Below are 25,500 nucleotides of genomic sequence, written 5' to 3'. Positions count from 1 at the left end.
GCTACCGCAGGGCCGGCAGGACCTTGGCCCCGAAGGCGTCGATGAACGGCATCAGGTCCTGCCCGACGTGGTGCAGATAGATCCGGTCGAAGCCGAGGGCGGCGTAGCCCCGCAGCTTGTCGATGTGCTCCTCGAGGTCGGCCGAGATGTTGACGACCTTGCCGACCTGCTCGACCGTGACGTTCTCGCCGACGACGTCGAAGTGGTCGACGGTCTCGAGGTCCCAGCACACCGGCGGGGCGAAGATGTTGCTGCGCCACTGGTCGTGCGCGATCGTCTCGGCCTCCTGCTGGGTCGGCGCCCAGCTCAGGTGCACCTGCAGGCAGATCGGGCCGCGGCCGCCGGCGCCGCGGTACTCGGAGATCATCGACCGCAGGTGCTCGTCGGGGGCGTTCACCGTGACCAGGCCGTCGGCCCAGCCGGCGCACCACTTGGCGGTCTTCGTGGTCACCGCGGCGCCGATCAGGGCCGGCGGCGTCTCGGGCCGGGTCCACAGCCGCGCCCGGTCGACCGTGACCAGACCGTCGCGGGTGACCTCCTCGCCGGCCAGCATGTCGCGGATGACGCCGACGCACTCCAGCAGGCGAGCCTCGCGCACCTCTTTGCGGGGCCACGGCTCGCCGGTGATGTGCTCGTTGCTGTACTCGCCGCTGCCCAGGGCGGCCCAGAACCGTCCCGGGTACATCGCGCCGAGCGTGCCGATGGCCTGCGCGATGATCGCGGGGTGGTACCGCTGACCGGGCGCGTTCACCACCCCGAACGACAGGTTGGTGGCCTGCAGCGCGGCCCCGAGCCACGACCAGGCGAAGGCCGACTGGCCCTGGCGCCGGCTCCACGGCGAGAAGTGATCGGAGCACATCGCCGCGTCGAAGCCGGCGCGTTCCGCGGCCACCACGGCGGCGAGCAATTCGGCGGGCGGGATCTGTTCGTGCGAGGCGTGGATTCCGTACTCCGTCATGGCAGCCCTCTTACCCAGGTTGCCCGGCTAAGAATCGGACACGAACGACGCGTACCGCTGGCGATCACCGGCTGTGCGGCACAGCATCACCCCATGGGGATCAGCCGAAGACTTCTGTTCACCGCCGGATCCGGCGTGCTGGGTGTGACCGTGCTGTCCGCGTGCTCGGCCGACGAGACGCCGGCGAGCCAGGCGTCGACGGGTGCGGCGCCCCCGAGCACCGGCCCGGCGAGCGCGGCCGCGCCCGGGAAGTGGGAGCGGGTCAACCTCTCCTTCGTGTCGGCGTACCTGTTGATCCGCGGCTCCGAGGCGGCGATCGTCGACCTGGGCGTGGACGGCTCGGCCGACGCCATCGGCAAGGGGCTCACCGCGGCGGGCAGCGGCTTCTCGGCCGTACGGCACGTGGTGATGACCCACAAGCACGACGATCACGCCGGCGGTCTCGGCGGCGTGCAGCCGCAGGCGGCGAACGCGAAGTTCTACACCGGCGAGGCCGACGTCAGCTCGGTCCAGTCGGCTCAGCCGCTGACCCCGCTCAAGGACGGCGACGAGGTCTTCGGCCTGCAGGTGATCGGCACACCCGGGCACACCGCCGGGCACATCGCCATCTACGACCCGGTGACCCGCACCCTGGTCGCCGGTGACGCGCTCGGCACCGGCCCCGGCGGCCTCGTCGGTCCCAACCCGCAGTACAGCGAGGACATGACGACGGCGGCCGCCTCGCTCAAGAAGCTCGCCGCCCTCGACGTCCGGACGATCCTGCCCGGCCACGGCGACCCGCTCACCTCCGGCGCCGCCGACGCCCTGCGGAAGCTGGCCGCCGGGGCGAGCTGAGCTCTGTTCATCTGCTGGTCGCCCGGCCGAGCGGGAAAGATCGTAAGGTCGGCCGGTGACGACACAGAACGAGGACCGGGTCTCCGACCTCCACCACCGGCTGTCGGGCGCCGAGGACGCTGCCGCCGAGCGGCACGCCGGCTACGCCGAGGCGATCCGCGGCTCCTTCGACCGCCTGCGCGCGGGGCTCGAGCACGCCCACGCCGGCAGCCGGGCCGGCGACCAGGAGTGGGCCGCCTACGTGGCCGGGCTCGACCGCGGCCTCGACGAGCTCGACCGCGAGCTCGCCCACGCCGCCGATCTGCCGGCCGCCGAGGGCCGGCTGCTGGTGCACACCTCGAAGCTGGAGCTCTCCGGCTGGCGGCTGCGGGTCAGCCTGCCCGGCTCGGCCGCGTCCGACCGGACGGGCGTACGGGACCGGCTCGCCGCCGCCGAGACCGAAGTGGACCGCTACGCGGCGGGCGCGTCCTCACCCGAGAACGTGCACCGCACGATCGAAGACCTGCGGGACGCCCGGGCGGATCTTTAGTTTTCCCTTTCCGGCCGAGCCTCCGGTGCCCTTGATCGGGTAAATTGCGCCCGGCGCAGTCGCGCCGCGTATCCGAAAGGGCACCCCATGCGCCGGACGCTCGCCGCTGCCATCGCCGTCGCCGTGCTCCTCACCGGGGCCGCCTGCTCCGACGACGACGCGGCCGAGGCGCCCAGCGGCACGAAGGTCAGCGTCGGCGTCATCCCGATCATCGACGTGGCGCCGATCTACCTCGGTCAGCGCAAGGGCTTCTTCTCGCGGCGGGGCATCGACCTGTCGCTCACCCCCGAGCAGGGCGGCGCGCCCATCGTCGAGGGGGTGCTCGGCGGCAAGTACCAGTTCGGCTTCAGCAACGTGACCTCGCTGATGGCCGCGCAGGCGGGCGGCGCTCCGCTCAAGGCCGTGGCCAGCGGCGTGGCCTCCAACGGCCGGGCCGGGCGGGACTTCTCGGCCATCGTGGTGACCGGGGCCAGCCCGGTCCGCTCGGCCCGCGACCTGACCGGCAAACGGATCGCCGTGAACACGCTGAAGAACCTGGGCGACACCACCGTGCGGCAGTCGGTGCGCCGGGCCGGCGGCAACGCGGACAACCTGCGGTTCCAGGCGATGCCGTTCCCCGACATGCCGGGCGCGCTGCAGGCCGGCAAGGTGGACGCGGCGTGGGTGGTCGAGCCGGCGCTGAGCGCGGTGCTCACCCAGGGCGGCCAGATCGTGGCGTCGAACTATGTGGACACCGCGCCCGACCTGACCGTGGCGTTGTACTTCACCAGTCAGGGAACGATGACCGCGAAGCCCAAGCTGGTCGCCGACTTCACCGCGGCCATCAAGGAGTCGATGCGCTACGCCGCGGGTCACCCCGAGGAGGTACGCGACGTGGTCGGCACGTACACACCGATCAACGACACCGTGCGGATCTCGATGATCCTGCCCAGCTGGCCCGTCGACATCAACCGGCCGTCGCTGGAGCGGGTGGCCACGCTGGGCGAGCAGGACGGCATCTTCGCCAAGCCGCCGACCCTTGACCAGCTGCTGCCCTGATCGCCGTCACCGCACGCCGGCGGATCGTCCGGCCGGGGAACGCGTTCGGCTGATCCGCGGCGTCCGGCTGCCGCATGATGAGGCGGTGCGGTTTGTTCTGCCGGTCGCGGCCGGTGTCCTGGCGGTCGTGCTGCTGACGCTCGTCGGCGTACGGCTGCTCGACAGCGGCGACGACGGCCCGCGGCCCGACCAGTCCCGCCCCGGGACGGTGCTCCTGGTGCCCGGCTACGGCGGCAACCGCACCGCGCTGTCCCGCCTGGCCGAGCGCCTGCGGGCCGAGGGACGCACGGCGACCGTGCTCACGCTGCCCGGCGACGGCACCGGCGAGCTCGAGGAGCAGGCCGGTGTCCTCGACGCGGCCGTCCGGGACGCCCTGCGCGCCGGCACGCCCTCGGTCGACGTGGTCGGCTATTCGGCGGGCGGGGTCGTGACCCGGCTGTGGATCGACCGCCACGACGGCGCCGAGGTGGCCCGTCGCGTGGTCTCGCTGGGCTCGCCGCTGCACGGGACCCGGCTGGCCGGGCTGGGCGCCCGGTTCGCCCGCGACCAGTGCCCGCCGGCCTGTCAGGACCTGGCGCCCGGCAGCGACCTGCTGGACAGCATCGACGACCCGCTGCCGGCGCGCCTGCCCTGGCTGTCGATCTGGACCGAGCACGACGAGACCGTCCAGCCGCCCGACTCGGCCCGCCTGGACGGGGCGGTCAACCTGTCGCTGCAGAGCCTCTGCCCCGCCGCGCGCACCTCGCACAGCGAGCTGCCGGCCGACCCGTACGTCACCGCCCTGGTGCTCGACGCCCTCGGCACCGGCCCGCTCACCCCGCCCGGCACGTGCCCGGCCGTCTGACGACCACGGGCTTCACTAGCAGACGCACGCTTCCGGCGCGCCCCCCGCGCCCCGGCCGATCGGGTGATCCGGGCGGCCGTTCAGGCGGAAGATCATAGCGGGCGGGGGGCATCTGGCGGCAGCGATGAGGCAGGAGTTGAAAGTGTTTCTGCATTGAGTAATCTGCTCGCCGTTGTCCCGTGAACAGGAGCGCGCACACCCATGGTTTCCAACCTTCTTGAGCTTTCCGACAACCCGGCCACCAAGGAGGCCTTGGTCAAGGACGCCCAGGCGCTTGTCGAGTCCGAGCTGGCCAGCAAGTCGGGCATCTCGGCCGGCGCGGTCAAGCTCGCCTACAAGGCGGTCACCTCGTTCGCCCCGGGCTACTACGTCGAGACCCTCAACATCATGGTCCCCTCGATGCTGGAGCAGCTGCAGCCGTTCTGGGCCGACTTCCAGGTCGCCGGCGGCGGCACCTTCGGTGACTACCTGGTCAAGCGCCAGGACGAGGTCACCCCGGCCCTGCTGCTGGTCACCGACGACATGGCCAACGCGTCCGAGAAGGCCGTCGTCGTCAAGGCCTACAAGACCGTCCGCGGGGGCGCCGCCAAGCACATCGAGGCCGCCCTGCCGGCCCTCGGCACGCTGGTGGAGAAGTACGCCGCCTGATCGAGTTTTCCCACAGCCGCGCCCGCGTCGTCAGTGGGCGCGGCTGTTCGGAGCCGGCACGGTCCTGCGGTAGGCATGGAAATTGATGTCGCGGCGGTGCCGGAAGCCCATCGCCAGGTACAGCCGGATCGCCCCGGTGTTGCTCCCGGCCGCGTGCAGGAACGGCGTGTCGCCCCGGTCGCGGACGGCCGCCCCCACCGCCCGGACCAACCGGGCGGCCAGACCCTGGCCCCGGAAGGCCGGATCGGTGCAGACGGCGCTGAGCTCGGCCCAGCCCGGCGGGCGCATCCGTTCCCCGGCCATCGCGACCAGCGCGCCACCGCGCCGGATCCCCAGATAGGTGCCGAGCTCCTGGGTCCGCGGCCCGAACGGCCCGGGCCGGGTGCGGGCCACCAGGTCCAGCATCTCGGGCCCGTCGGCCTCGGTCAGGACCACCGCCTCCGGGTCGGGCGCGACCGCCAGGTCCTCGCCGGTGAGCTGCACCCCGAGGCCGCCGCCGGCGCGTTCCCAGCCGGGCGGCGTCCCGTCCGGGGCGGCGGGCATCAGCACCTCGGCGCCGGGCCCGGCCAGCTCGGCCAGATCGGCCCACGCCGCCGGGTCGTCCTGGTCGGCGACGGCGGCGAACGGCGACACCTCGGGCCGGTAGCGGGCGGCCCGGCCGCGTACGTCGGCGAAGGGCCGCTGCCCGTGGGTCAGGGCCGCCCAGGCGGGATTGTCCAGCACGTCCTGGTCCAGGGTGGTCATGGCGTCTTTCTATCGCGGCCCGGCGCCGCGCGCGCAGCGATTGTGATCGGGCGCATACGGGCCCCGGACGTCGCCGGGGCCCCCGCGGCTGCCTGCCTCCGCCCACGATCACGGCAGCAGCAGGTGCACGTCGCCGAATTCGTGCCAGCGGTACCGCTCGCGCAGCGCCTCCGCATAGGCCGCCCGCAACGCCTCCTCCCCCGCCACCGCAGTGAGCATCTTGAGGTGTGACGCCCGCGGCTCGTGCAGCCCGGTCAGCAAGCCGTCCACCGCCCGTACGACGTGATCCGGCTCGATGACCAGCGAAGTCCACCCCGAGCCGGCCCCGGTGAGCGCCGACTCCAGCGCCCGCACCACTGTCGTCCCCACCGCGACCACCCGCCTCCCCTCGCCCCGCACGTGCTCGATCAGCCGCGCCGTCGACGCCGGCACCCGGAACCACTCCGGATAGGGCGGCTCCTCCACCTCGGCCGACGCCACCCCGGTGTGCAGGGTGACCGGCGCGACCAGCACCCCCCGCCCGGCCAGCTCGGCCAGCACCCGCCCGGTCAGCGGCCGGCCCGCGCTGGGCATCTCGGCGCTGCCCGGCTCGGTGGCGTAGGCGTTCTGATAGACGTGCAGCGGCCAGTCCTGGTCGGTGTAGCTGTAGCGGATCGGCCACCCGTGCCGCCTCAGGTAGTCGGCCCGGCCCGCGCCCACGTCGGCCGTCGCCACCCACAGCCGCGCGGTGTACGGCCGCACCAGCGTCAGCGCGCCACCGGGCACCTCCAGCCGCAGCCCGGCCCGCGCCGGTGCGTCGCGCACCTCGACCAGCCAGGTCCCGTCGGCCTGTTCGGTCGAGACGTGCACCCGTACCCCCGAGGCGTCCAGCGCGGACGGCAGCGTCGCCGAGTTGTTGACCACGAGCAGGTCGCCCGGGTCGAGCAGGCGTGGCAGCTCGGTGAACCGGTGGTGACTCACCGCGATCCCCCGGCTCACCATCAGCCGGACGCCGTCGCGGCTCAGGCCCCGCGCCTCGACGGGTTCGCGGGCCTGCAGCCCCTCGGGCAGCTCGAAGTCCACGACGGTCATCGGGCGACGTACCTTCCCGAGGCCGGCCGTTCCTCGAGCAGCTTCTCGAAGTACGGCACGACGGCCGACGGCAGCGGCCGGTCCGAGATGTCCTCCCCCGGGAACGCCTGCTGCTGCAGCCGGGTGCGCAGGTCACCCGGATCCACCGACCACACCCGCACGTCCGGCTCCTCCTTGGCCAGCACCGCGCCGGCGTGATCGAGCGCGGCCTTCGCAGCGCCGTATCCACCCCAGCCCTCGTACGCTTCGACGGCCGCGTCGGAGCTGAGGTTGAGCACCGCCCCCGCCGCTGACCGGCGCAACTGCGGCAGCACGAGCTGGATCAGCGCGATCGGGGCGAGCACGTTGACCTCGAACGTCTCGAGCAGCGCGGGCAACGGGAAGCCGGCCAGCGCCGGTGGCGGGCTACCGCCCAGCGTCGACGCGTTGTTGACCAGCAGGTCGGCCCCGCCCAGCGTGGACGCCGCCTCGGCCAGCTCGGCGCGGTGGTCGTCGTCCACCACGTCGCCGGCGATCGCCACCACGGTGGTGAGCCGGCCGATCTCTTCGGCCACCACCTCCAGGTCCTTTCCCGTACGGGCATCGAGGACCAGCGTCCATCCGGTGCGGGCCAGCGCGCGGGCCAGGGCGGCGCCCAGCCCCTGCGAGGCGCCGGTGATCACAGCTGTGTTCGTCATGCCCCGACCCTGCTCGTCGCGGCGGCCCGCGGCCTCGGGCGGTGGTCGCCTTTCCCGCCGGACCTTGGTCCTAGGACCATCGGCCCAGGGCGCGGACCCCCGGGCGCGGTTATCGTGAGCCGGTGACCGCCGCCGACGACCTGAGCACGGCGCGCCGCCTGTCCGCGGCGGTGCTGGCGGTCAGCGACCAGCTCACGGTGCCCGAGGTGCTGCAGACGATCGTCGATACCGCCCGCGAACTGGCCTCGGCCGAGTACGCGGCGCTGGGCGTGCCCGACGACAGCGGCTCCTTCGCGCAGTTCCTGGTGAGCGGGGTCTCGGCCGCCCAGCGGGAGGCGATCGGCCCGCTCCCCCGCCAGCACGGTTTCCTCGCCGTGATGCTGCGCGAGCCGGCCACCCAGCGCCTCGACGACATCCGGGCCGACCCGCGCTTCGGCTGGTGGCCGGCCGCCCACCCCGTTCTCCGGGCGTTCCTGGGCGTGCCGGTCGTCAGCGGGGACGAGATCCTGGGCGCGCTCTACCTGGCCAACAAGCCGGGCGGCTTCACCGGGCACGACGAGGAACTCGTCCGGGTCCTGGCCGCGCACGCGGCGATCGCGCTGACCCACGCCCGGCTCTACGCCCGCAGCCGCGAGCTCACGATCGCCGAGGAACGCGCCCGGATCGCCCACGACCTGCACGACGCGGTGGCGCAGCGGCTGTTCGGGCTGCGGCTGACCGCGGAGGCGGCCGACCTGCTGATCGACCGCGATCCGGCCGCCGCCCGGGCCCGGCTGGCCGAGGTCATGACGCTGGCCCGCGAGGCCACCGAGGAGCTGCACGCGGCCGTGCTCGAGCTGCGGCCGGCCCGGCTCGACGAGGACGGCCTGCCCGACGTGCTGCGCAAGCAGGTGCGGATTCTCGATCGGGCCTCGGGCGCCGGCGGACCCCGGCTGTCGTACACCGAGGACGACCCGCCGGTGCTGCCGGCCGGTCAGCAGGCCGTCGTGTTGCGGGTCGCCCAGGAGTCCCTGCACAACGCCGTCCGCCACGCCGCCGCCCGTGAGATCCAGGTCCGGCTGACCCGTCTCGGTTCGGCCGGCGTACGCCTGGAGGTGTCCGACGACGGCGCCGGGTTCGACGTCGCCGCCACCCTGCAGGCCGGGCGCAGCCTGGGCTTGCGGTCGATGCGCGACCGGGCCTGCTCGGTGCGGGGCCGGGCCACGTTCACGTCGTCGCCGGGCGGCGGCACGGTGGTGTGTCTCGAGGTGCCCGGTGGCTGAGATCCGGGTGCTCATCGTCGACGACCATCCCGCCGTACGCCGGGGGTTGCGCACCTTTCTGGAGCTGGCCGGCGACCTCGAGGTGGCCGGCGAGGCCGCCGACGGCCCCACGGCGATCGAGCTGGTCGAGCGGACCGCGCCCGACGTGGTGCTGCTCGACATGGTGCTGCCCGGCATGGACGGCGTGGCCGTGCTGCGCGAGCTGGCCCGCCGGGCCCTGGCGGCAAGGGTCCTGGTCGTCACCAGCTTCACCGACCGCGCCCGCCTGCTGCCCGCCGTCCGAGCCGGCGCCCGCGGCTACCTCTCCAAGGACGTCGACCCGCAGGCCCTGGTCGCCGCCGTGCGCTCGGTGCACGCCGGCCACCTGCTGCTCGAGCCGGATGTGGCGGCGACACTGCTGGGCGGGCCCGCCGGCACCCCGGCGCTGACCGCCCGCGAGCGTGACGTGCTGGCCCTGATCGCCGACGGCCGCTCCAACCGCGAGATCGCCCGCGCCCTGGTGGTGGCCGAGAAGACGGTCAAGACCCACGTGTCGAGCATCCTGCTCAAGCTGGGGCTGGCCGACCGTACGCAGGCCGCCCTGTACGCCGTCCGCACGGGCCTGGTCCCCCGCGACCCCGGCGTCAGCTGACCCGTCCGCGCCACCGCCCCGCGTTACCGTGAGGCGTGACGACGATCCTGGTGCCCTTCCACGCCAACGAGCGACTCCCCGACGGCGACGTTCCCGTGCGCGCCGACGTCACCGTCCAGCCCCGACCGCTGGACGGTGACGCCTGGGACCGCCTGGCCCGCGTGTGTGCCGCAACGGCCGACGCGGTGGCCGCGGCCCCCGGCACACCGCTTGTCTTCTCGGGCGACTGCCTGATCGCGGGCGGGACAGTCGCCGGGCTCCAGCGCACGGGCGTCGACCCCGCGGTCGTCTGGCTCGACGCCCACGGCGACGTGCACACCCTGGAGACGACCACGTCCGGCTACCTCGGCGGCCTCTCGTTGCGGCTGCTGACCGGCGCCCACCCCGACCGGTACGCCGACCGGATCGGGTTGCGCCCGGTGGCCCCGGAGCGGGCCGTGCTGGCCGACGCCCGAGACCTCGACCCGGCCGAGGCCGACTACCTGTCCACTTCGGCCATCCGCCGCCTGACCGTGCCCGAGCTGTCCGCCGAGACGGTTCCGCCGGGCCCGTTCGTCCTGCACGTCGACGTCGACGTCATCGACGCGGCCGATCTGCCCGGGCTGCGTTTCCCGGTGCCGCACGGCCCGTCGGCCGACGAGGTGCTGGCCGCGTGCGAGCGGCTGGTCGCCACGGGCCGGGTCGCCGCCCTCGACGTGGCCTGCACATGGTTCCCGGACGCCGGCGCCGCTCAGGCCCGGCTGATTGCGCGCCTGGCCGGCCTCATCTGAACCCGGCCCACCCCTCGCGCCCCGTCCGGTAGCTATCCGCTGATCACGTTTCCGCTGTCGGTGGCTGACACGGTCACCCGTCCGCCGATGGGCTCGCCGTCGGTGAGCAGGTCGAGCACGGCGCCGGCGCGGGCCACGAAACGGCGGCCGTCCTCCTCGAGGCGCCCGAGCACGATGCCCTCGCGCGAGCCGTCGCGCCGGTGCTTCACCGTGTACGTCTCGATGACGGCCGGCCCGTCGGCGGTGATCGCCTCGGCCGGGGCGGGCGCGGCGTCCAGGCCGGCTTGGATCCGCGCGCTCTCCGAGGCCTTGAAGGCGTACGGAACGGTGGTGTAGACGCCCGTGGAGTGCTTGCTCATGATGCCGCCGTTGGCGCCCACGAACCCGTACGTCCCGGGGGCCGAGCGCAGCCGGGCGACGGTCGTGGCGATGGCGTGCATCGAGTAGTTGTTGCCCGGCCCGCCGAAGAACGGCAGCCCGCCGGTGACCGTCAGCCCGCGCGGGTCGTCGGGGGCGACGCCGAGCGCGGAGGCGACGATGAAGACCGGCGCCGCGTAACAGCTGTAGAGGTCCAGGGTGCTCAGTGCGGAGGCTTCGATGCCGGCGAGCTCGAGCGCGTGCCGCGCCGCCCCCACCGCCGCCGGCGAGGCGCCGTAGTCGGGCCGTTCCAGCAGAATGCGCTCGCGCAGGTCGGCGTGCCCGGCCAGATAGACCCACCGATCCTCCGGTACGCCGTGACGCCGCGCCGCCCCGGCCGACATCAGCAGCACGGCCGCACCCTGGTTGACCTTCTCGCGGGCCACCACGTATCGCGTGTAGGGGTCGGCGATCGGCCGGTTGGCCGGGCTCGGCGTGACCAGTGCCGCGGCGTCGCGGAACACCGGCGCGGCGGCGTGCGGGTCGGCCGCGGCGACCGCCGTGAACGGCTCGAACAGCTCTCCGATGGCCGCCGCGTACTCGGCCCGTGACATCTTCAGCCGGGCCCGCCGAGCGTTGTCGATGAGCGCGTACTGGGACGGTGTGTCCGACAGCCCGTGCGCGACGTGGTGCGCCGACACGATGCCGTCGAGCCCGTGACCCCGCGCCTCGAGGGACCCGCCGGGGCTGTCGCCGAAGTCGGGCCGGGGTTCGGCCGTGGCCAGCGACATGATCGTCGAGATCGCCTCGGACCCGGCCAGCAGCACGACGTCGCCGTGCCCGGCCGCGATCGACGCCGCGAACTCGTTCACGAGGTGTTGCGGCGCCTGACCGCCCCCGACCTCCAGAACGGCGCGCCGCGGCGACGCCCCCAGCCGCCCGGCCACCGACCGCGGGAAGTTGTCCGAGCAGCCCAGCAGCGGCTTCACCCAGGGCAGCGAGATCTCGAACTGCGGCACCCCGGCCACGGTGTCGATCGCCGTCGCCGGCACGCCCGCGTCGGCCAGCGCCTCCCGGGCGGCGTCGGCGGCCAGGTCGACCGGCGACCGCGCCCGGTAGCCCGGCGAGCCGAGCCGCTCGGACACCTGCCCGACGCCGACCAGCACCGGCGTACGGGAATCGGCCGTCACAGACGCCCGGCCAGCTCGCGGATGCGCCGCTCGCAGTCGGCCGCCATCGTGCGGGTGATCTCGCCGGCCGGGCGGATGTCGCGGAACGACCCGACGACCTGCCCGACGAAGAACGACTCGAGTCGCAGCGCGCCCTCGTGCCCGGCCTCGGCCGCCGCGTCGATGCGCTGCCACGCGTCGTCGACGAGCATCGGCTGCAACGGCAGGGGCAGCGGGTCGGGGCTGCCCGGCGCCGCCCACTCGTCGTGCCAGGCCGTCCGCAGCTGACGGGCCGGTTTTCCGGTACGGGTGGGCGAGCGCAGCGTGTCGGCCGAGCTCGCGGCCAGGAACTTGCTCTTGATCGCCTGCACGGCCACGTCCTCGGCGCTCGACAGCCACACCGAGCCGCACCACACGCCGGCCGCGCCCAGCGCGAGCGCCGCGGCCATCTGACGCCCGTCGGCGATCCCGCCCGCGGCGAGCACCGGCCGGTCACCGGCGATGTCGACGATCTCGGGGGTGAGCACCATCGTGGCGATCGTGCCGGTGTGACCGCCGGCCTCGGTGCCCTGCGCGACCAGCACGTCGACGCCCGCCGCGATCTGCCGTTCGGCGTGCCGGGCCTGCCCGACCAGCGCGGCGGTCCCGACGCCGGCCTCCTTGGCCCGGGCGACCAGCTCGGGCGGTGGGGTGCCGAGCGCGCTGGCGATGAGCGAGATGCGGTGCCGGAAAGCGGTGTCCAGCAGCGCGACCGCGCCCGGCCTGGTCAGCGAGGCGGCGACGTGTTGCTGGTCGACCGTGGGGGCCGGCGGGATGTCGTACTTCTCGAGCAGGTCGCGCACGAACGCGAAGTGCTCGTCGGGGATCTGGGCGCGCATGCTGGCCACCAGGTCGGCCGGGTCGCCGGGCACGAACTTCTCGGGCACGAGCAGGTCCACACCGTACGGCCGGCCCTCGACCTGCTCCTCGATCCAGGTGAGCTGGGCATCGAGCTCGTCGGGGCTGTAGACCGAGGCGGCCAGCACCCCGAAGCCGCCCGCGTTGGTGACCGCGGCGACGACGGCGGGCGATCGGTTGAAGCCGACGAGGGGGTGCTCGACGCCGAGCAGATCGGTCAAGGCCGTACGCATGCCGACACGTTACCCGGCAGTCACTTGTGCGAGGCGGCTGATCTCGCTCCCCTGTTCGACGGCCATCTCGTTGGCGACCTCGCGCAGCTTCTCGTCGTTGCCGCCCTTGAGCACGTCACCGGCCATGCGCTGGGCGCCGCGGTGGTGGTCGGTCATCATCGCGGCGAACCGGGTGTCGAACGCGGCGCCCTTGGCGGCGGCCAGGGCGGCCAGGTCGGCGTCCGTCTGCATGCCCGGCATCGACCCGTGGTCGTGCTGGGGGTCGGTCTCCGGCAGACGGCGTTCCTTGAGCCACGTACGGAAGAAATTGATCTCGAACGGCTGGGCCGTGGCGATCCGCTCGGCCAGGCCGGCCAGGCGCTCGTTGACGGCCCGGCCCGGGGCCAGCTCGGCCATCTCGATCGCCTGTTGATGATGGACGATCATCATCTGGACGAACGCGGTGTCGATGGCGTTGTAGGTCGACCCGTCGGGCGCCCGGACCTGGTCGGAGTCGGTGACGACGGCCTCGTCACCCGGGCCGCCGGGCAGGACGACGCGATGCGGCGTCGTCGCGCTGACACTGGGGCGCGGCGCCGCCGCGGAACCGCCCGAGCCCATCCGCGCGGCCACCGCCAGTGTCACGGCCCCGGCCAGGATGATCACGGCAGCCACGAGGGTCGATGTTCTGATCCGACTCACCCAGGGTCCTCCATCGATATCCAAAGTTGTTCCCGGAACCGGCTCCGGCCACTACTGTAACGACAAACATGGATACGCATCGTGTGACGCCACCTCGCCGCAAGATCCGTCGAGGAGGCCGCGCGGTGCGTCGAGGAAGGAGACCCATGAAGCTCACTGCCCCACGAGGGCGGATGCTCAAGCGCTTGGCCGCCGTCAGTGCCTTCGCACTGGTCGCCGGTCTGCTGACAGCTCCGGGGAGCAGCGCGGCGCAGGCGCCCGTCGGTCAGAACCCGATACCGGGCATCGACGAGATCGTCAGCAGCCCGAACCTCAAGCAGGTCGCGCACCTGGACAAGTCGGGCCCGCTGACCGGCACCAACACCGACTGGGCGTTCCAGGGCCGGTATGCCTACGGCGGCAACTACAACGGCTTCTACGTCTACGACATCAAGAACCCGAAGGCGCCGACGGTCGCCGCCGAGGTGCTCTGCCCGGGAGCTCAGAACGACATCTCGGTCAGCGGCAACCTGCTGTTCCTCGGCACCGACTCGCAGCGCACGAACGACACCTGTGTGAACGCGGCCTCGACGGCCGACGCTCCCGGCGAGCGCTGGGAAGGCGTCAAGATCTTCGACATCAGCAACCCGCTGACGCCGAAGTACCTCAAGTCGATCAAGACGGACTGCGGGTCGCACACGCAGACCCTGGTGCCCGGCAAGCGCGGCGAGAAGAACGTCTACATCTACGTCTCGTCGTACAACCTGGCCGGCGCCGACCTGCCGAACTGCGCGCTGCCGCACGACAAGATCTCGATCATCAAGGTGCCGGTGCGCAACCCCACGGCCGCGGCCGTGGTGTCCACGCCGGTCGTCTTCCCGGACGGCGGTTTCCCGGGCAACGACAACCCCGAGGCGATCGAGACGACGGGCTGCCACGACATCACCGTGTACGCCGACAAGAACCTCGCGGCCGGCGCCTGCATGGGTGACGGCGTGCTGTTCGACATCTCCGACCGGGCCAAGCCGCGCGTCATCAACACGGTCCGCGACGAGGTCAACTTCGCGTTCTGGCACTCGGCGACGTTCAACAACAGCGGCTCCAAGGTCGTCTTCACCGACGAGCTCGGCGGCGGCGGCGCGGCCACCTGCAACGCGGAGGTCGGCCCCAACCGGGGCGCCGACGCCATCTACGACATCGTCGGCAAGGGCGACAAGCGCAAGCTGGTGTTCCGCAGCTACTTCAAGATCCCGCGCTACAACGCCGACACCGAGGTGTGCGTGGCCCACAACGGCTCGCTGATCCCGGTGCCCGGCCGCGACATCATGGTGCAGGCGTGGTATCTCGGTGGCATCTCGGTCTGGGACTTCACCGACTCGCGCAAGCCCAAGGAGATCGCCTACTGGGAGCGCGGCCCGCTGTCGCTGACCCAGCTCACCGGCGGCGGCTCCTGGTCCGCGTACTGGTACAACGGCTACATCTACTCGAACGACATCACCAAGGGCGTCGACGTGCTCGAGCTCAAGGACGCGCGCACGGCACTGGCCAAGTACTTCCGGGCCGATGTCTTCAACGCCCAGAGCCAGGACAACTACCTGGGCTGGTGACCAGTCGTCCGTTGACTGAGTCATCCCGATGATCGCGTCACCCGATGCCCGTCCCGCCACCCGGCCGGACGGGCATCGGCCTGCCGGGAGCCGCTCGCGACCGGCCCCGTCTACAGTGATGCCGACGGCAGCCGAACGACGTGGTGACAGTCCCAGCCGAGAGGGTCCTTCATGAAGTTTCTTCTCACGTCCGCGGGTGTCCGGAACCCGAGCATCTCCGGTGCGCTCGTCGACCTGCTGGGCAAGCCGATCGCCGAGTCCCGCGCCCTCATCGTCCCGACCGGCGTCCACCCCTTCCCGGGCGGCACGGACCAGGCGTGGCAGGCGATCAGCGGGACCGGCCCGAGCCCGATGGGCGACCTCGGCTGGAAGTCGCTGGGCGTCCTGGAGCTCACCGCGCTGCCGACCATCCGCGAGGAGAACTGGCTTCCCGCGGTACGGGAGGCCGACGCGCTGCTCGTGTGGGGCGGCGACGTGCTGTACCTGACCTACTGGATGCGCAAGTCGGGCCTGGCCGACCTGCTGCCTTCGCTGAGCGACATCGTCTATGTGGGGATGAGCGCCGGCAGCATCGCGGTGACCCCCTACAACTGCGACGCGGAGTTCGACCTGCAGTTCGTGCCGGACGGCAGCGACATGGCGGCCGGAGCCGAGCGGGCGCTGGGTCTGGTCGACTTCGCGCTGTACCCGCATCTCGACGACCCCGACATGGAGGACACCACGTCGGCCAACATCGAGAAATGGGCGTCGACCGTGCCTGTCCCGACCTACGCGATCGACGACGAGACGGCCCTCAAAGTCGTCGGCGGCACGGTGGAAGTCGTCTCCGAAGGGGACTGGAAACTGTTCAACGCCTGACCGCCCAAGGCCGGGGGTCAGAGCGTCGGCCGCATGCCCTTGCTGAGGTCGATCAGGCACACCGCGTTGCCGAACGGGTCCTCGATCACCGCGCACTTCCCGACCGCCACGTCGAACGGCGCGGTGCGGACCACGCACCCCCCGCGCTCGGCGGCCACGACCGCGTCCGCGACGTCGTCGACGAGGTAGTGGACGTGCTGACCGGGTGGCAGGTCCATCGTGTGCAGCACGACCTCGGCGTCGGTCTCGGGCAGCGCCAGGCCGACGGCCGACTCGTCACGCCAGATCGGCCGCAGACCGAAGACGCTCACGTAGAAGGCCTCGGCGGCCTCGAGCGCGTCGACCCGCACCAGCACGCAGTCAATCTTGCGCAACATCAGCCGACGGTACCGGCAGCGTCGCGTGAGCCTGGTCTCCCCGCCCGGTGAAGATGGCACTCGCCGGGTAGTGCCCTGGCGTAGCGCGAACCAGACAACGCGAACCAGCCAACGGAGGTGCGAGATGTCGGATCTGAGCAAGGACACCGAGACCCAGCTCGAGGAGATCGCCGCGAAGCGCGTCGAGGAGCTTCCGGGCGAGACGGCGCTCGGCCACCGCGACCCCCAGGCCGGCGGCGAGGGTGAGCCGCAGGACTGGAAGGGCAACAGCGAGGTCAAGCTCCCCGAGTGAACGACGACGTCAGGGGCCGCTCATCCGAGCGGCCCCTGACGCTTCTCCGATCCCTCGGCCGGCTCTGCGGGGCTGTGCGGCTCGCCGGGTGGCAACACGGTCGAGAGACATGCGCGGGACCGTTCGAGGCACTACCGTGTGTGCCGTGCTGAGAGGCTGCGTATGAGTCTGGAAAAGGTCATCTTCGGCTTCTTCGTGCTGCTCGCCGCGACGCTGAACTTCGGGTTCTTCATCGGCGACATCTCGAACGCGGCGTTGCACAACGAGTACGAGTTGTTCGCCGCCGTGGTGGTCAACCTGATCGCGACGGTGCTCAAGTTCGGCGACCGCACGCAGATCGGCGCCGTGCATCTGGCGACCAGCCTGGTGGCCGATCTGCAGCTCATCGCGGCCACGCTGACCTGGGTCTACGCCACGCAGATCTCCTCGTCGGGGATGACGCCCGAGGCCACCGCCAGCGTCGTGTCGCTGTCCGGCGGCGCGCTGCTGGCCAACCTGGTCTCCGTCGCGCTCCTGGTGATCGAGACGACGACCTTCCATCGGCGATGAAGCCGGCGATGAGGCGACCGCTTCCCCGCGGTCGCTTCCACCGGCAGACGGCGATCGCGCACCCGGCCGAGGGCTCGCCGACCGTGTTCCTCGTCATGCGCCGGATGCGCGCGCCGCTCATCGTGCTGATCCTCATCTTCGCGATCAGCGTCTTCGGCCTCACGCTCATCCCCGGTCAGGACGCCGACGGCAACCCCGTCCGCATGGGGTTCTTCGACGCCTTCTACTTCATGAGCTACACCGCGACGACCATCGGGTACGGCGAGATCCCGCACCCGTTCACCGGCGCCCAGCGACTGTGGGTCACGGCCACCATCTACCTCACGGTGATCGGCTGGGCCTACGCCATCGGTTCGCTGCTCGCCACCCTGCGCGACCGGGCGTTCCGCGAGGCCCTCGCCCTGCGCCGCTTCACCGCCACCATCCGGCGGATGCGCGAGCCGTTCCTGCTGGTCGTCGGGTACGGGCAGACCGGCCAGCTGCTGGGTCACGCGCTCGACACGCTGGGCCGCCGGCTCGTCGTCGTCGACCGGACCCCCGAGCACATCGACACCCTCGACATCGACCCCTACTACGCCGACATCCCCGGGCTGGTGGCCGACGCCCGTAACCCGCACACGCTGGGCGTCGCCGGCCTGGAGCACCCGGCCTGCGAGGGCGTCGTCGCGCTGACCGACAACGACGAGGTCAACCTGGTCGTGGCCATGACGGTGGCCCTCGTCCGCCCGGGCCTGCCGGTCATCGCGCGCACCGTCTCCCCGGCCATCGAGCACCGCATGCGGGCCTTCGGCTCCCCCACGGTCGTCAACCCCTTCGACCGGTACGGCGACCACCTGCGGCTGGCCCTGCACAAGCCCTCGGCGTACCTGCTGACGTCCTGGCTCATCCGCGGCGAGGGCGCGGAGATGCCCGAGCTGGGTCGCCCGCCGGCCTCCGGGCGCTGGGTGGTCTGCGGCTTCGGGCGGTTCGGGCACAAGCTCACCGAGGATCTGCGGGCCGACGGCCTCGAAGTCACGGTCATCGACCCGCGCGCCGACCCGGTACCGGGGGTGACGGTGATCAAGGCGGACGCGTCCGAACCGGCGGTGCTCGCCGAGGCCGGCCTGGCCGGGGCGGCGGGCTTCGTGGCCGGCACCGACAACGACGCCACGAACCTGTCGCTGGTGGCCGCCGCGCGCACGGCCAACCCGGCGCTGTTCATCGGCGCCCGGCAGAACCGCCCGGCGAACGCCCCGCTCTTCGCGGCCATGGAGATCGACTGGCTGCTGGTGCCGAGCGAGATGGCCGCCCGCGAGATCTACGCCCGGCTGAGCACCCCGATGCTGTGGCGTTTCCTGCAGGAGATGCCGGAGCTGGGCGACGAGTGGGCGGCGGACACGCTCGAGCGGATGCGCGCCTACTGCGGCGCCCACCTGGGTGCCTTGTGGAAGCTCACCCTCTCGGCCGGGGAAACCCCGGGTCTGCGGCCCTGGCTGCGGCCGGGTGTCGTGCTGGGTGATCTGCTGCGCAGTCCCCGCGACCGTGAGCAGCGCCTCGACGCGGTGCCGCTCATGCTGATGCGCGACGGCGTGACCGTCCTGGGCCCGGCCGACGACACCCGGCTGGAGGAGGACGACCAACTCCTGATCGTCGGCCGGCCGTACGCCCGGCGGTCCTTGGTCGACACCGTGACCAACCGGGTCGTGGCCGAATATGTGCTCTCCGGCCGCGAGGTGCCGGCCGGCTGGGTATGGCAACGCGTGACGGGGAAGATACCGACAGCGGCCGAACGCTCCGAATCACCGGTTCGTTCGTCGGACGATCCCTAAGACAATCGGACAAACTCGCTCGTGCAAGCGCACGTGCACGTGCAGATGCCCTTGTGCAGCTGCAAGGGACCGCTCAGGATGGACGTAAGCGTTCCACATTTCCATCCGCGGCCCGACGAGGCCGCCCGGCCCCGCGAGGTGAGATGACCATCGACGACAGACCCGCGGGCACCATCTGGACGTTCGCCGAGGAGGACTACCGCTACGGCGTCGGTCCCCTGCGCCTGCGCATAGATCGTGTGCTGGCGGGCGCCCCGGTGCATGAGGACAACGATCTCTGGTACGAGGTGGAGGGCGTGGAAGTGACCGACCAGGGCCGCACGATCGGACCGCGCCGCGCCACCGTCCGAGCCTCCCGGCTCCCCACCGCGCGACGCCGGCCGAACTGATCCGAACCGACTTGACCCGGCGCGGGCTGACCCGGCCCGCGCTGACCCGGCCTGACCTAACCCGGCCCCGCGCTGACCCGGCCTGACCTGACCGGCCCTCCGACCCGGCCTGGCCTGACCTGCCCCGGCCCGCGCGGCGGCCACCCGCCGAGCGTCAGCCGGTGACGAAGATGGCGACCTCGTCGTGGGTGACGCGGTCGTCCCACCGGGTCAGGACCTTGCGGGCGTTCTCGGCCACCACGGCGTACTCGTAGTCGTCGCCGGCGAAGGCGCGGATCGCGTCGACGTCGGCGAAGAACGTGATCGAGGTGAATCGCACCTCGTCGCCCGTCTGGTGCCGCAGCAGCCGCGCTCCCCGGAAGCCGGGGATGCCCCGCAGCTCGGCCGCCACCACCGTCGCATAGTGACGCTGATAGTCGTCGGCTTCCGACGCCCTGGTCCAGCCCCGCCAGGTCCGCGCGATCATGCCATCGCCCTCTCGTCGGTCCACCCGAGATCCCAGCATCCCGGCTGTGACCCGAAAAAGCGACAGAGCGGTCCCGCCGTCTACGTCAGCAGGCGACAGCGGCGGCCGGCGCGGTCCGCCGGACGACCGCCGGGCGGCGGAGGCGGCGGAGCCGGCGGGCCGCGAACGGGACGACGCCGAGGCAGGTGGCCCCGACGGCGGTGAGCACCAAGCCCAGCCCGCCGGTGGCGTCGGCGCCCGCGGTGAGCAGGCCGACCCCGGCGAAGGCGCCCACCCACAGGGCCGTGCCGAGGCCCGACCACAGGACGAACCGGCCGAACGGCATGCGCACGACCCCGGCCACGATCGGCACGACCGCGTGCACCACGGCGACGAAGCGGACGGCGACCAGCGCCGGAGCGCCGCGGTCGCGCAGATAGGCCTCGGCGCGGTCGAAACGGGCGGCGCCGATGCGACGGCCCAGCCGGGTCGAGCGCAGACGCGGCCCGAAGGCCCGGCCCACCGCGTACCCGGCGATCTGCCCGGCCAGCGCGCCGGCCGTGCCCACGACCAGGACGGCGGCGAAGCCGGCCGGCCCGTCGGGCAGCGAACCGGCCAGCATGACCACCGACTCGCCCGGCACCAGCAGCCCGGCCAGGAAGGTCATCTCGACGGCGGCGGACAGGAACGTGAAGACGAGGACCGTCCACCGGTCGAGAGTGGACAGCCAGTCGACGAAGGCGGTGGCGGTGTTCATCAGGTCGGCGAGCACGAGATCAGCCTGTCAATCCCGGCGCCGCCGAGCCATCCGGCCATACCCCGAGATACCCCTGAGAACGAGCGGGCCGCCGAGCTCGGGGTAGCCGGTCGGCGCCGGCGACGGAGGTGCGATCGGCGCCGTGCTCGCGGCGCCCGCGTTCGCGGCCTGAGAGCCCGGGCCGGCGCTGCGCGAGCTGGTCCGGCGCTACCTGTGGTCGTACGGACCGGCGACCCCGGCCGAGGTGGCGCGGTGGCTGGCCGCTCCCCCGCGCTTCGTCGCGGACGTGTCCGGCTCCCTCGCCGAGGCGCTCGAGCCGGTGACGGTCGACGGCGAGCAGAGGTGGCTGCTCGCGGGCGACACCGCGTTCCGGCGCCCTCGGCGGCGCGCGGCGTCCGCCTGCTGTCCTACTTCGACGCGTACGGGGTGGGAGCGCACCCCCGGGCCGTCACCTTTCCCGGCCGGGCCTTCGAGCGGGCGCTGGACCGCGGTCAGGCCGGCAACCACCCCGTGCTGCTGATCGACGGCCGGGCGGCCGGCGTCTGGCATCAGCGCCGTTCGGCCGTCGCGTGCACGTCACGGTCGAACCGCTGGAGCCGCTGACCGCCGCCCGGCTGACCGCGCTGGACGAGCAGGTCGAGCGGCTCTGTCACCTCCTCGGCGCGACGCCCGCGCTGACGATCGGCGCGGTGACGGTCGGCCCGCACGCCTGAGAGTTACCCGGCGATCGGGATCACCGTGGGTTCCTCGTCGACGGGTGCCGGGGGCACGGCCTCGGTCTGCTCGGACGGGATCGCGGCGATGCCGGCCAGGATGAGGGCGCCGCCGAGGATCTGCAGCGGGGTCAGCGACTCGCCCAGCGCCAGCCAGGCGAAGATCGAGGCGAAGACGACCTCGAGCAACCCCAGGAACGACGCCAGTCGTGAGCCCAGGCGGGCCGATCCGGCGATCCCGGTGGCGTACGCGATGGCCGTGCCCGCGATCGCCACCACCCCGAGCGGGACCCACCAGGGGGCGGTGCCGCCGAACAGCGGGACGTCGCCGCCCGTCGTGTCGAGCGGGAGAGCGCCGGTCAGGCCGATGAGTCCGAGCGCCAGGCCGCCGAGCAGCAGACCGGAACCGGCCAGCGCGACTGGGGGCAGGCCGTCGGCCGGGCGGGCAGCCACCACGAAGTAGACGGCGCAGCCGATCGCGGCGGCGAAGGCCAGCATCAGGCCCAGCACGTCGACCGCCTGCAGCGCGCCGGGGCCGATCACCAGCACCAGGCCGCCGACCGCCAGCACCGAGCCGAGCAGGACGGCCGGCCGGGGCAGGCGCCGGGTGGTGGCCCAGGCCCAGAGCACCAGCAACAGCGGGGCCAGGTATTCGATCAGCAGCGCAGTCGAGACGGGGACCCGGGAGATCGCGGCGAAGTAGGCGAGCTGGGTGAACGCGACGGCGATCAGGCCCATGCCGAGCACTCGCCAGCGCCCGCGCCACAGCGCCGACCAGCGGCCGCGCAGCGCGAACAGCACGAACGGCAGCAGCACGACGCTGCCGGTGAGCGCGCGTACGGTGACAGCGGCGGCCGGGGACCAGCCGGCTTCGAGGAGCGGCTTGATGAACGCGCCGGACGTGCCGAACGAGACCGCCGACAGGGTCATCGCGGCCAGGCCAAGGTGCTTCGTCTTCACGTCCGCCTCCGTTCTCGTGCTGCGGTCAGGGTTTGTCGGTTCAGAGCTTGCCGGTTCAGGGTTTGTCGGTTCAGCGCCGATCAGTCCGGCTCGATCGGCCCTGGCGCACCGGCAGGGAACGGGCTGTCATGGGCTAAGTTGGCTATGCCCCTGACGCTAGGCTCGTACTCGTGAGGAGTCAAATTGCTTTTTGCCCCTGACACGGTGGAGTCGCTGGACTTCGTCGTGGCGCTCGCCAACACGTCGCCGAGCAGCTCCCGCAGCGGCGCGGACGAGCTCGCGACCGTCGACCAGCTGGCCGAGCTGCTCACCCGCTTCACGTACACGGGCCGCATCGATCACGACGCCGCCGAGCTGGAAGACGTGCGCCGGACCCGTACGCTGCTCCGCTCGGTCTGGATCCAGGAGCGCGACGACGCCGTTGAGGTCGTGAACCGGATGCTGCGCGAGGCCAAGGCCCTGCCGTTTCTGACCCGGCACGACGGGCTCGACTGGCACATGCACGCCACCTCGCCGGACGCGCCGCTGGCCGAGCGCATCCGGGCCGAGGTCGCGCTGGCGCTCACCGACGTGATCCGCATGAACGAGATGAGCCGGCTGCGCATCTGCGAGGCCGACGACTGCGACGGTCTGGTGCTCGACCTGTCGCGCAACGGCTCGAAGCGTTTCTGCACCGTGCGCTGCGGCAACCGGATGAACATGATCGCGTTCCGCGAGCGCCGGGCGGGCGGTTAGCCGCGTTCGGGACGGCGTTCCCGGTCCGCAGGCGCTAGGGTCGGCTCATGATGCTGCGGGAGCTCATCGGCCGCGTTCTGCGCCGCACGCGATTGGCGCAGCGGCGCACGCTGCGCGAGGTGGCCGACGCGGTCGGCATGTCGATCGGGCACCTCTCCGAGGTCGAACGCGGCCGCAAGGAGCCGTCGTCCGAGATGCTCGCGGCCATCTGCCGCGCGCTCGGCATCTCGATGACCGACCTGCTCGCGGCCGTCCTGCACGACCTGCAGCCGCGCCTCTTCCGGTTCGAGCTGATGCAGCAGCACCAGGCTCTGCTTCGCAGCCGCACCGAGGCCGAGCTGACCCGCCGGCGTCCGGCGCCCCGCAGCCGCACCGAGTTCGAACTGGCCGCTTAGAGCCGGCTGGAGCAAGCTTCGGGGGCCGCTCAGAGCCGGCCGGAGCGGGCTTCGGGGGCCGCTAGATCCCGGCGTCGCGGGCCCGGGCGATCGCCTCCGCGCGGCTCGCGACGTGGAGCTTGCCGAAGACACTGCTGACATAATTCCGTACGGTCTTGGCGCTCAGCCCCAGCCGGGCCGCGATCACGTCGTTGGGCAGTCCGCGGGACATCAGCTGCAGCACGTTGCGTTCGCTGGCGGTCAGCCCCGGGAACGGCTCGGCGGCGGGCCGCCCGGCGAAGAACGCCACGATCCGCGAGGCGATCGCCGCGCTGAAGATGGCCTCGCCGTGACCGACGGCCAGGATCGCCCGGGTCATCTCCTCGTCGTCGGTGTCCTTGAGGACGTAGCCGCGGGCACCCGCCCGCAGCGCCGCGAAGACCGAGTCGTCGTCCTCGAACATGGTCACCACCAGGATGTGCGGCCCGTCCCCGCGGGCCGTCAGCCGGCGGATCGCCGTCAGCCCGTCCCCGCCCGGCATGTGCAGATCCAGCAGCAGCAGCCGCGGCCCCAACTCAGCGGCCAGCCGCACCGCCGAGTGACCGTCGGTGGCCTCCCCGACGACCGCGACCTCGGGCATGGTCGCCAGCAGAGCCCGCAGGCCCTTACGGAAGAGCGGATGGTCGTCGGCGATCAGCACGGAGATCGGCTCGGGGGTCGGCACAGAGATCGGCTCAGTCATGGGGGCCCCGCGCGAACGTGACCGCTACCCGGGTGCCTCCGCCGCCGGGTGCGTCGCCGATGGTCAGGGAGCCGCCCAGCTCGCTGCTGCGCTCCCGCATCGACCGGTGTCCCACCCCCGCAAGATAGTCGGCCGGCAGCCCCTTGCCATCATCGGTGACAGTCAGCGTCACGTCCGCCGGGGAGACGACCAGCTCCACGGCGCACGCGCGGGCTCCGGCATGCCGAGTGGCGTTGTGCAACGCCTCGGCCGCGATCCGGTACAGCGCCACCTCCACGGCCGCCGGCAACGCCGGCAGCGGGTCGGGCGCCGACACCGTACGGGTGAGGTCGTCCCCGGACCGCAGGTTGCGCAACGCGTCGACCAGCCCGAGCTCGTCCAGCATGGGCGGTCGCAACTCGTACACCAGGCGCCGGATGTCGGCGGTGGCCTGCCGCACGTCGGCGCGCAGCTCGGCGGCCAGTTCCGCGGCCGCCGCCGGATCGCTGGGCAGGATCCGCTGCAGCACCCCCAGCCGCAGGCCGAGCGACGCGAGTGTCGGCGCCAGCCCGTCGTGCAGGTCGCGGCGGATCCGCAGACGTTCCTCCTCGCGCGCCGCCACCAGCCGCTCGCGGGCGTGCGCGGCGTGCATCGTCATCGCGATCTGCCGGGCCAGATCCTCGAGCAGCCGCAGGTCGGCCGCCGACAGCCGGTCGCGCCGCCGCCGCGCGCTCACCCGCAGCGTCCCGAGCCGCAGCTGCTCGTCCGGCGCCTCCTCGTACGTCAGCGGGATGGCCACGACCGGCGCCCCGTCGGGAGCCTTCCCGTACGAGGTCACGACCCGCCCGTCCGACTCGATCTCCACGTAGGGCAGGGCCATCGTGCCGGCCAGCGCCGCCGCCACCGACGGGAGCAGCTGCCTCGACACGTGACCGGCCACCTCGTACGCGTTGTCCCGCTGCCCGAAGGCCAGCTGGTGCACGCCCCGGTCGAGGTAGGCCGACACCGGCGCCCAGGTGATCGCCACGACGGCCAGCGCGATCGCGTGCGACCACCACGGGATCTCGTCGAGCGAGCCGATCGGCCGGTCGGGCCAGGTGGCCACCACCGCGACCAGCCCAGCCGCGACCAGGGCGTACCAGATCAGCAGGAACGGATAGAGCAGCTGGTAGAGGCGCCGGGCGGCCGCGTCAGACCGCAGCACTGACGACCCGTTCCCGCCAGAGACAGAACGAGATGACCACGATGTGGTGCACGAGCATCACCGACGCGAAGAGCACCTCGGCGCCGGTCCGGTCGAACAGCAGCGAGCTGACCGCCTGCACGATCCAGAACGCGTTCACCGCGATCAGCAGCACCGCACCCCATTTCTGGAGCCGCCAGGCGCCGTACGCGGCCACGAGCGCGAGCACGTCCGACGTGAAGCTGCCCAGGACGAGCCCGAACGGCGCTTCGCTGTCGCGCGCGCCGAGCACCAGGTTGGGCAGGTCGAACAGCACGATGCCGATGATCGCCACCAGCACCGACAGGGCGGCGGCGATCCGCAGTGCGGTCGAGCGGGTCATACGTCCCATGAGAAGCCCTCCAGATCAC

At 72.5% G+C, this 25,500-nt stretch carries 31 protein-coding genes and 2 pseudogenes; 19 read left to right on the top strand and 14 right to left on the bottom strand.

Features of this window, described 5'->3' with window-relative positions; translation table 11 throughout:
• Position 1 precedes the first annotated feature (1 nt).
• The gene (locus tag HJC40_RS39360) at positions 2–958 is read right to left on the bottom strand and encodes a TIGR03885 family FMN-dependent LLM class oxidoreductase (RefSeq protein WP_250008696.1); all 957 of its coding nucleotides are present in this window, start codon (positions 956–958) and stop codon (positions 2–4) included.
• Between the two features lie 93 nt (positions 959–1,051).
• Here HJC40_RS39360 and HJC40_RS39355 point away from each other — a divergent pair, with 93 nt between their 5' ends.
• From HJC40_RS39355 to HJC40_RS39335, 5 genes are all read left to right on the top strand, one after another.
• A complete protein-coding gene (locus HJC40_RS39355) occupies positions 1,052–1,792 on the top strand; it encodes an MBL fold metallo-hydrolase (protein ID WP_250008695.1) in 741 nt (246 codons plus the stop codon).
• A 55-nt stretch (positions 1,793–1,847) separates the two neighbouring features.
• Positions 1,848–2,321: a hypothetical protein gene (locus HJC40_RS39350; RefSeq protein ID WP_250008694.1), complete on the top strand. Its 474-nt coding sequence runs from the start codon at positions 1,848–1,850 to the stop codon at positions 2,319–2,321.
• An 87-nt stretch (positions 2,322–2,408) separates the two neighbouring features.
• Positions 2,409–3,359 carry an ABC transporter substrate-binding protein gene (locus tag HJC40_RS39345; RefSeq protein WP_250008693.1) on the top strand — a complete coding sequence of 317 codons (951 nt, stop codon included), beginning with the start codon at positions 2,409–2,411 and terminating at the stop codon, positions 3,357–3,359.
• Positions 3,360–3,444: 85 nt separating this feature from the next.
• On the top strand, positions 3,445–4,203 hold the full coding sequence (locus HJC40_RS39340; protein ID WP_250008690.1) for a lipase: 759 nt from the start codon (positions 3,445–3,447) through the stop codon (positions 4,201–4,203).
• Positions 4,204–4,404: 201 nt separating this feature from the next.
• Positions 4,405–4,851 (top strand): hypothetical protein, encoded by a 447-nt coding sequence (locus HJC40_RS39335; RefSeq protein ID WP_250008689.1) that lies wholly within the window; start codon positions 4,405–4,407, stop codon positions 4,849–4,851.
• Between the two features lie 30 nt (positions 4,852–4,881).
• Here the strand turns inward: HJC40_RS39335 and HJC40_RS39330 are convergent, their stop codons facing one another.
• The 3 genes from HJC40_RS39330 to HJC40_RS39320 form a co-directional block, all read right to left on the bottom strand.
• On the bottom strand, positions 4,882–5,595 hold the full coding sequence (locus HJC40_RS39330) for a GNAT family N-acetyltransferase (protein WP_250008688.1): 714 nt from the start codon (positions 5,593–5,595) through the stop codon (positions 4,882–4,884).
• A gap of 108 nt (positions 5,596–5,703) precedes the next feature.
• The gene (locus tag HJC40_RS39325; RefSeq protein WP_250008687.1) at positions 5,704–6,666 is read right to left on the bottom strand and encodes an S-adenosylmethionine:tRNA ribosyltransferase-isomerase; all 963 of its coding nucleotides are present in this window, start codon (positions 6,664–6,666) and stop codon (positions 5,704–5,706) included.
• On the bottom strand, positions 6,663–7,343 hold the full coding sequence (locus tag HJC40_RS39320; protein ID WP_250008686.1) for an SDR family oxidoreductase: 681 nt from the start codon (positions 7,341–7,343) through the stop codon (positions 6,663–6,665). The genes HJC40_RS39325 and HJC40_RS39320 overlap by 4 nt, the downstream gene beginning before the upstream one ends.
• Before the next feature lie 122 nt (positions 7,344–7,465).
• On the opposite strand from HJC40_RS39320, the gene HJC40_RS39315 reads away from it, so the two are divergent.
• From HJC40_RS39315 to HJC40_RS39305, 3 genes are read left to right on the top strand one after another with little or no spacing between them, the layout of a single operon-like run.
• On the top strand, positions 7,466–8,605 hold the full coding sequence (locus HJC40_RS39315) for a GAF domain-containing sensor histidine kinase (RefSeq protein WP_250008685.1): 1,140 nt from the start codon (positions 7,466–7,468) through the stop codon (positions 8,603–8,605).
• Positions 8,598–9,236 carry a response regulator transcription factor gene (locus tag HJC40_RS39310; RefSeq protein ID WP_250008684.1) on the top strand — a complete coding sequence of 213 codons (639 nt, stop codon included), beginning with the start codon at positions 8,598–8,600 and terminating at the stop codon, positions 9,234–9,236. The genes HJC40_RS39315 and HJC40_RS39310 overlap by 8 nt, the downstream gene beginning before the upstream one ends.
• A gap of 35 nt (positions 9,237–9,271) precedes the next feature.
• Complete coding sequence (locus HJC40_RS39305) at positions 9,272–10,006, top strand: arginase family protein (protein WP_250008682.1); 735 nt, start codon at positions 9,272–9,274, stop codon at positions 10,004–10,006.
• Positions 10,007–10,038: 32 nt separating this feature from the next.
• Here HJC40_RS39305 and HJC40_RS39300 read toward each other — a convergent pair whose 3' ends face one another.
• From HJC40_RS39300 to HJC40_RS39290, 3 genes are read right to left on the bottom strand one after another with little or no spacing between them, the layout of a single operon-like run.
• Positions 10,039–11,553, bottom strand: a complete 1,515-nt coding sequence (locus tag HJC40_RS39300) for an acetyl-CoA acetyltransferase (RefSeq protein ID WP_250008681.1) — start codon at positions 11,551–11,553, stop codon at positions 10,039–10,041.
• A complete protein-coding gene (locus HJC40_RS39295; RefSeq protein ID WP_250008680.1) occupies positions 11,550–12,662 on the bottom strand; it encodes a nitronate monooxygenase family protein in 1,113 nt (370 codons plus the stop codon). Before HJC40_RS39295 ends, HJC40_RS39300 begins: the two co-directional genes overlap by 4 nt.
• 9 nt (positions 12,663–12,671) lie before the next feature.
• The gene (locus HJC40_RS39290; protein WP_250008679.1) at positions 12,672–13,316 is read right to left on the bottom strand and encodes a DUF305 domain-containing protein; all 645 of its coding nucleotides are present in this window, start codon (positions 13,314–13,316) and stop codon (positions 12,672–12,674) included.
• Positions 13,317–13,489: 173 nt separating this feature from the next.
• Between HJC40_RS39290 and HJC40_RS39285 the strand changes: the two genes are divergently transcribed.
• Both HJC40_RS39285 and HJC40_RS39280 read left to right on the top strand, forming a co-directional pair.
• Positions 13,490–14,929, top strand: coding sequence for an LVIVD repeat-containing protein (locus HJC40_RS39285; protein WP_250008678.1), 1,440 nt, complete (start codon positions 13,490–13,492; stop codon positions 14,927–14,929).
• Between the two features lie 171 nt (positions 14,930–15,100).
• Positions 15,101–15,787: a Type 1 glutamine amidotransferase-like domain-containing protein gene (locus tag HJC40_RS39280; RefSeq protein ID WP_250008677.1), complete on the top strand. Its 687-nt coding sequence runs from the start codon at positions 15,101–15,103 to the stop codon at positions 15,785–15,787.
• Positions 15,788–15,804: 17 nt separating this feature from the next.
• On the opposite strand, the gene HJC40_RS39275 is transcribed toward HJC40_RS39280, so the two are convergent.
• Complete coding sequence (locus HJC40_RS39275; protein WP_250008675.1) at positions 15,805–16,164, bottom strand: VOC family protein; 360 nt, start codon at positions 16,162–16,164, stop codon at positions 15,805–15,807.
• Between the two features lie 124 nt (positions 16,165–16,288).
• Between HJC40_RS39275 and HJC40_RS39270 the strand changes: the two genes are divergently transcribed.
• From HJC40_RS39270 to HJC40_RS39255, 4 genes are all read left to right on the top strand, one after another.
• Positions 16,289–16,456 carry a hypothetical protein gene (locus HJC40_RS39270; RefSeq protein WP_250008674.1) on the top strand — a complete coding sequence of 56 codons (168 nt, stop codon included), beginning with the start codon at positions 16,289–16,291 and terminating at the stop codon, positions 16,454–16,456.
• A 162-nt stretch (positions 16,457–16,618) separates the two neighbouring features.
• On the top strand, positions 16,619–17,005 hold the full coding sequence (locus HJC40_RS39265; protein ID WP_250008673.1) for a DUF6394 family protein: 387 nt from the start codon (positions 16,619–16,621) through the stop codon (positions 17,003–17,005).
• Positions 17,006–17,013: 8 nt separating this feature from the next.
• Entirely contained in the window at positions 17,014–18,813 is a 1,800-nt protein-coding gene (locus HJC40_RS39260) for a TrkA family potassium uptake protein (RefSeq protein WP_250008672.1), read from the top strand.
• A gap of 143 nt (positions 18,814–18,956) precedes the next feature.
• Positions 18,957–19,202 carry a hypothetical protein gene (locus tag HJC40_RS39255; protein WP_250008671.1) on the top strand — a complete coding sequence of 82 codons (246 nt, stop codon included), beginning with the start codon at positions 18,957–18,959 and terminating at the stop codon, positions 19,200–19,202.
• 154 nt (positions 19,203–19,356) lie between these two features.
• On the opposite strand, the gene HJC40_RS39250 is transcribed toward HJC40_RS39255, so the two are convergent.
• Positions 19,357–19,692 (bottom strand): antibiotic biosynthesis monooxygenase, encoded by a 336-nt coding sequence (locus HJC40_RS39250; protein WP_250008670.1) that lies wholly within the window; start codon positions 19,690–19,692, stop codon positions 19,357–19,359.
• 61 nt (positions 19,693–19,753) lie between these two features.
• A complete protein-coding gene (locus HJC40_RS39245) occupies positions 19,754–20,419 on the bottom strand; it encodes a DedA family protein (protein WP_250008669.1) in 666 nt (221 codons plus the stop codon).
• Positions 20,420–20,591: 172 nt separating this feature from the next.
• On the opposite strand from HJC40_RS39245, the pseudogene HJC40_RS46770 reads away from it, so the two are divergent.
• From HJC40_RS46770 to HJC40_RS39235, 3 genes and pseudogenes are all read left to right on the top strand, one after another.
• Positions 20,592–20,732 (top strand): annotated as a pseudogene (locus tag HJC40_RS46770) (DNA glycosylase AlkZ-like family protein); the annotation flags it as partial.
• A 14-nt stretch (positions 20,733–20,746) separates the two neighbouring features.
• A complete protein-coding gene (locus tag HJC40_RS39240; protein ID WP_250008668.1) occupies positions 20,747–21,007 on the top strand; it encodes a DNA glycosylase AlkZ-like family protein in 261 nt (86 codons plus the stop codon).
• Positions 20,974–21,117, top strand: coding sequence for a hypothetical protein (locus tag HJC40_RS39235; protein ID WP_250008667.1), 144 nt, complete (start codon positions 20,974–20,976; stop codon positions 21,115–21,117). Before HJC40_RS39240 ends, HJC40_RS39235 begins: the two co-directional genes overlap by 34 nt.
• A gap of 3 nt (positions 21,118–21,120) precedes the next feature.
• On the opposite strand, the gene HJC40_RS39230 is transcribed toward HJC40_RS39235, so the two are convergent.
• Complete coding sequence (locus tag HJC40_RS39230) at positions 21,121–22,077, bottom strand: DMT family transporter (protein ID WP_250008665.1); 957 nt, start codon at positions 22,075–22,077, stop codon at positions 21,121–21,123.
• A gap of 183 nt (positions 22,078–22,260) precedes the next feature.
• Here HJC40_RS39230 and HJC40_RS39225 point away from each other — a divergent pair, with 183 nt between their 5' ends.
• Positions 22,261–22,812, top strand: a complete 552-nt coding sequence (locus HJC40_RS39225) for a CGNR zinc finger domain-containing protein (protein ID WP_250008664.1) — start codon at positions 22,261–22,263, stop codon at positions 22,810–22,812.
• Between the two features lie 47 nt (positions 22,813–22,859).
• Positions 22,860–23,108 (top strand): annotated as a pseudogene (locus HJC40_RS39220) (helix-turn-helix domain-containing protein); the annotation flags it as partial.
• Positions 23,109–23,268: 160 nt separating this feature from the next.
• On the opposite strand, the gene HJC40_RS39215 reads toward HJC40_RS39220, so the two are convergent.
• The 3 genes from HJC40_RS39215 to HJC40_RS39205 are packed head-to-tail and all read right to left on the bottom strand — an operon-like array spanning position 23,269 to position 25,472.
• A complete protein-coding gene (locus HJC40_RS39215) occupies positions 23,269–23,928 on the bottom strand; it encodes a response regulator transcription factor (protein ID WP_250008663.1) in 660 nt (219 codons plus the stop codon).
• On the bottom strand, positions 23,921–25,111 hold the full coding sequence (locus tag HJC40_RS39210; protein ID WP_250008662.1) for a histidine kinase: 1,191 nt from the start codon (positions 25,109–25,111) through the stop codon (positions 23,921–23,923). Before HJC40_RS39210 ends, HJC40_RS39215 begins: the two co-directional genes overlap by 8 nt.
• Positions 25,098–25,472 carry a hypothetical protein gene (locus tag HJC40_RS39205; protein ID WP_250008661.1) on the bottom strand — a complete coding sequence of 125 codons (375 nt, stop codon included), beginning with the start codon at positions 25,470–25,472 and terminating at the stop codon, positions 25,098–25,100. Before HJC40_RS39205 ends, HJC40_RS39210 begins: the two co-directional genes overlap by 14 nt.
• Positions 25,473–25,500: the final 28 nt, after the last annotated feature.

It is taken from the genome of Actinoplanes sp. M2I2 (assembly GCF_023544445.1).
Lineage (GTDB): Bacteria > Actinomycetota > Actinomycetes > Mycobacteriales > Micromonosporaceae > Actinoplanes.
The sequence above is the reverse complement of the archived record's forward strand: the minus strand, read 5'-3'. Positions and strand labels throughout refer to the sequence as shown.

Excerpts from the sequence above, each read along its gene's own strand:
- HJC40_RS39360 (WP_250008696.1), bottom strand. The coding sequence starts at position 958 with ATGACGGAGTACGGAATCCACGCCTCGCACGAACAGATCCCGCCCGCC.
- HJC40_RS39355 (WP_250008695.1), top strand. The coding sequence starts at position 1,052 with ATGGGGATCAGCCGAAGACTTCTGTTCACCGCCGGATCCGGCGTGCTG.
- HJC40_RS39345 (WP_250008693.1), top strand. The coding sequence starts at position 2,409 with ATGCGCCGGACGCTCGCCGCTGCCATCGCCGTCGCCGTGCTCCTCACC.
- HJC40_RS39335 (WP_250008689.1), top strand. The coding sequence starts at position 4,405 with ATGGTTTCCAACCTTCTTGAGCTTTCCGACAACCCGGCCACCAAGGAG.
- HJC40_RS39330 (WP_250008688.1), bottom strand. The coding sequence starts at position 5,595 with ATGACCACCCTGGACCAGGACGTGCTGGACAATCCCGCCTGGGCGGCC.
- HJC40_RS39325 (WP_250008687.1), bottom strand. The coding sequence starts at position 6,666 with ATGACCGTCGTGGACTTCGAGCTGCCCGAGGGGCTGCAGGCCCGCGAA.
- HJC40_RS39320 (WP_250008686.1), bottom strand. The coding sequence starts at position 7,343 with ATGACGAACACAGCTGTGATCACCGGCGCCTCGCAGGGGCTGGGCGCC.
- HJC40_RS39295 (WP_250008680.1), bottom strand. The coding sequence starts at position 12,662 with ATGCGTACGGCCTTGACCGATCTGCTCGGCGTCGAGCACCCCCTCGTC.
- HJC40_RS39285 (WP_250008678.1), top strand. The coding sequence starts at position 13,490 with ATGAAGCTCACTGCCCCACGAGGGCGGATGCTCAAGCGCTTGGCCGCC.
- HJC40_RS39280 (WP_250008677.1), top strand. The coding sequence starts at position 15,101 with ATGAAGTTTCTTCTCACGTCCGCGGGTGTCCGGAACCCGAGCATCTCC.
- HJC40_RS39275 (WP_250008675.1), bottom strand. The coding sequence starts at position 16,164 with ATGTTGCGCAAGATTGACTGCGTGCTGGTGCGGGTCGACGCGCTCGAG.
- HJC40_RS39270 (WP_250008674.1), top strand. The coding sequence starts at position 16,289 with ATGTCGGATCTGAGCAAGGACACCGAGACCCAGCTCGAGGAGATCGCC.
- HJC40_RS39265 (WP_250008673.1), top strand. The coding sequence starts at position 16,619 with ATGAGTCTGGAAAAGGTCATCTTCGGCTTCTTCGTGCTGCTCGCCGCG.
- HJC40_RS39260 (WP_250008672.1), top strand. The coding sequence starts at position 17,014 with ATGAGGCGACCGCTTCCCCGCGGTCGCTTCCACCGGCAGACGGCGATC.
- HJC40_RS39255 (WP_250008671.1), top strand. The coding sequence starts at position 18,957 with ATGACCATCGACGACAGACCCGCGGGCACCATCTGGACGTTCGCCGAG.
- HJC40_RS39215 (WP_250008663.1), bottom strand. The coding sequence starts at position 23,928 with ATGACTGAGCCGATCTCTGTGCCGACCCCCGAGCCGATCTCCGTGCTG.
- HJC40_RS39205 (WP_250008661.1), bottom strand. The coding sequence starts at position 25,472 with ATGACCCGCTCGACCGCACTGCGGATCGCCGCCGCCCTGTCGGTGCTG.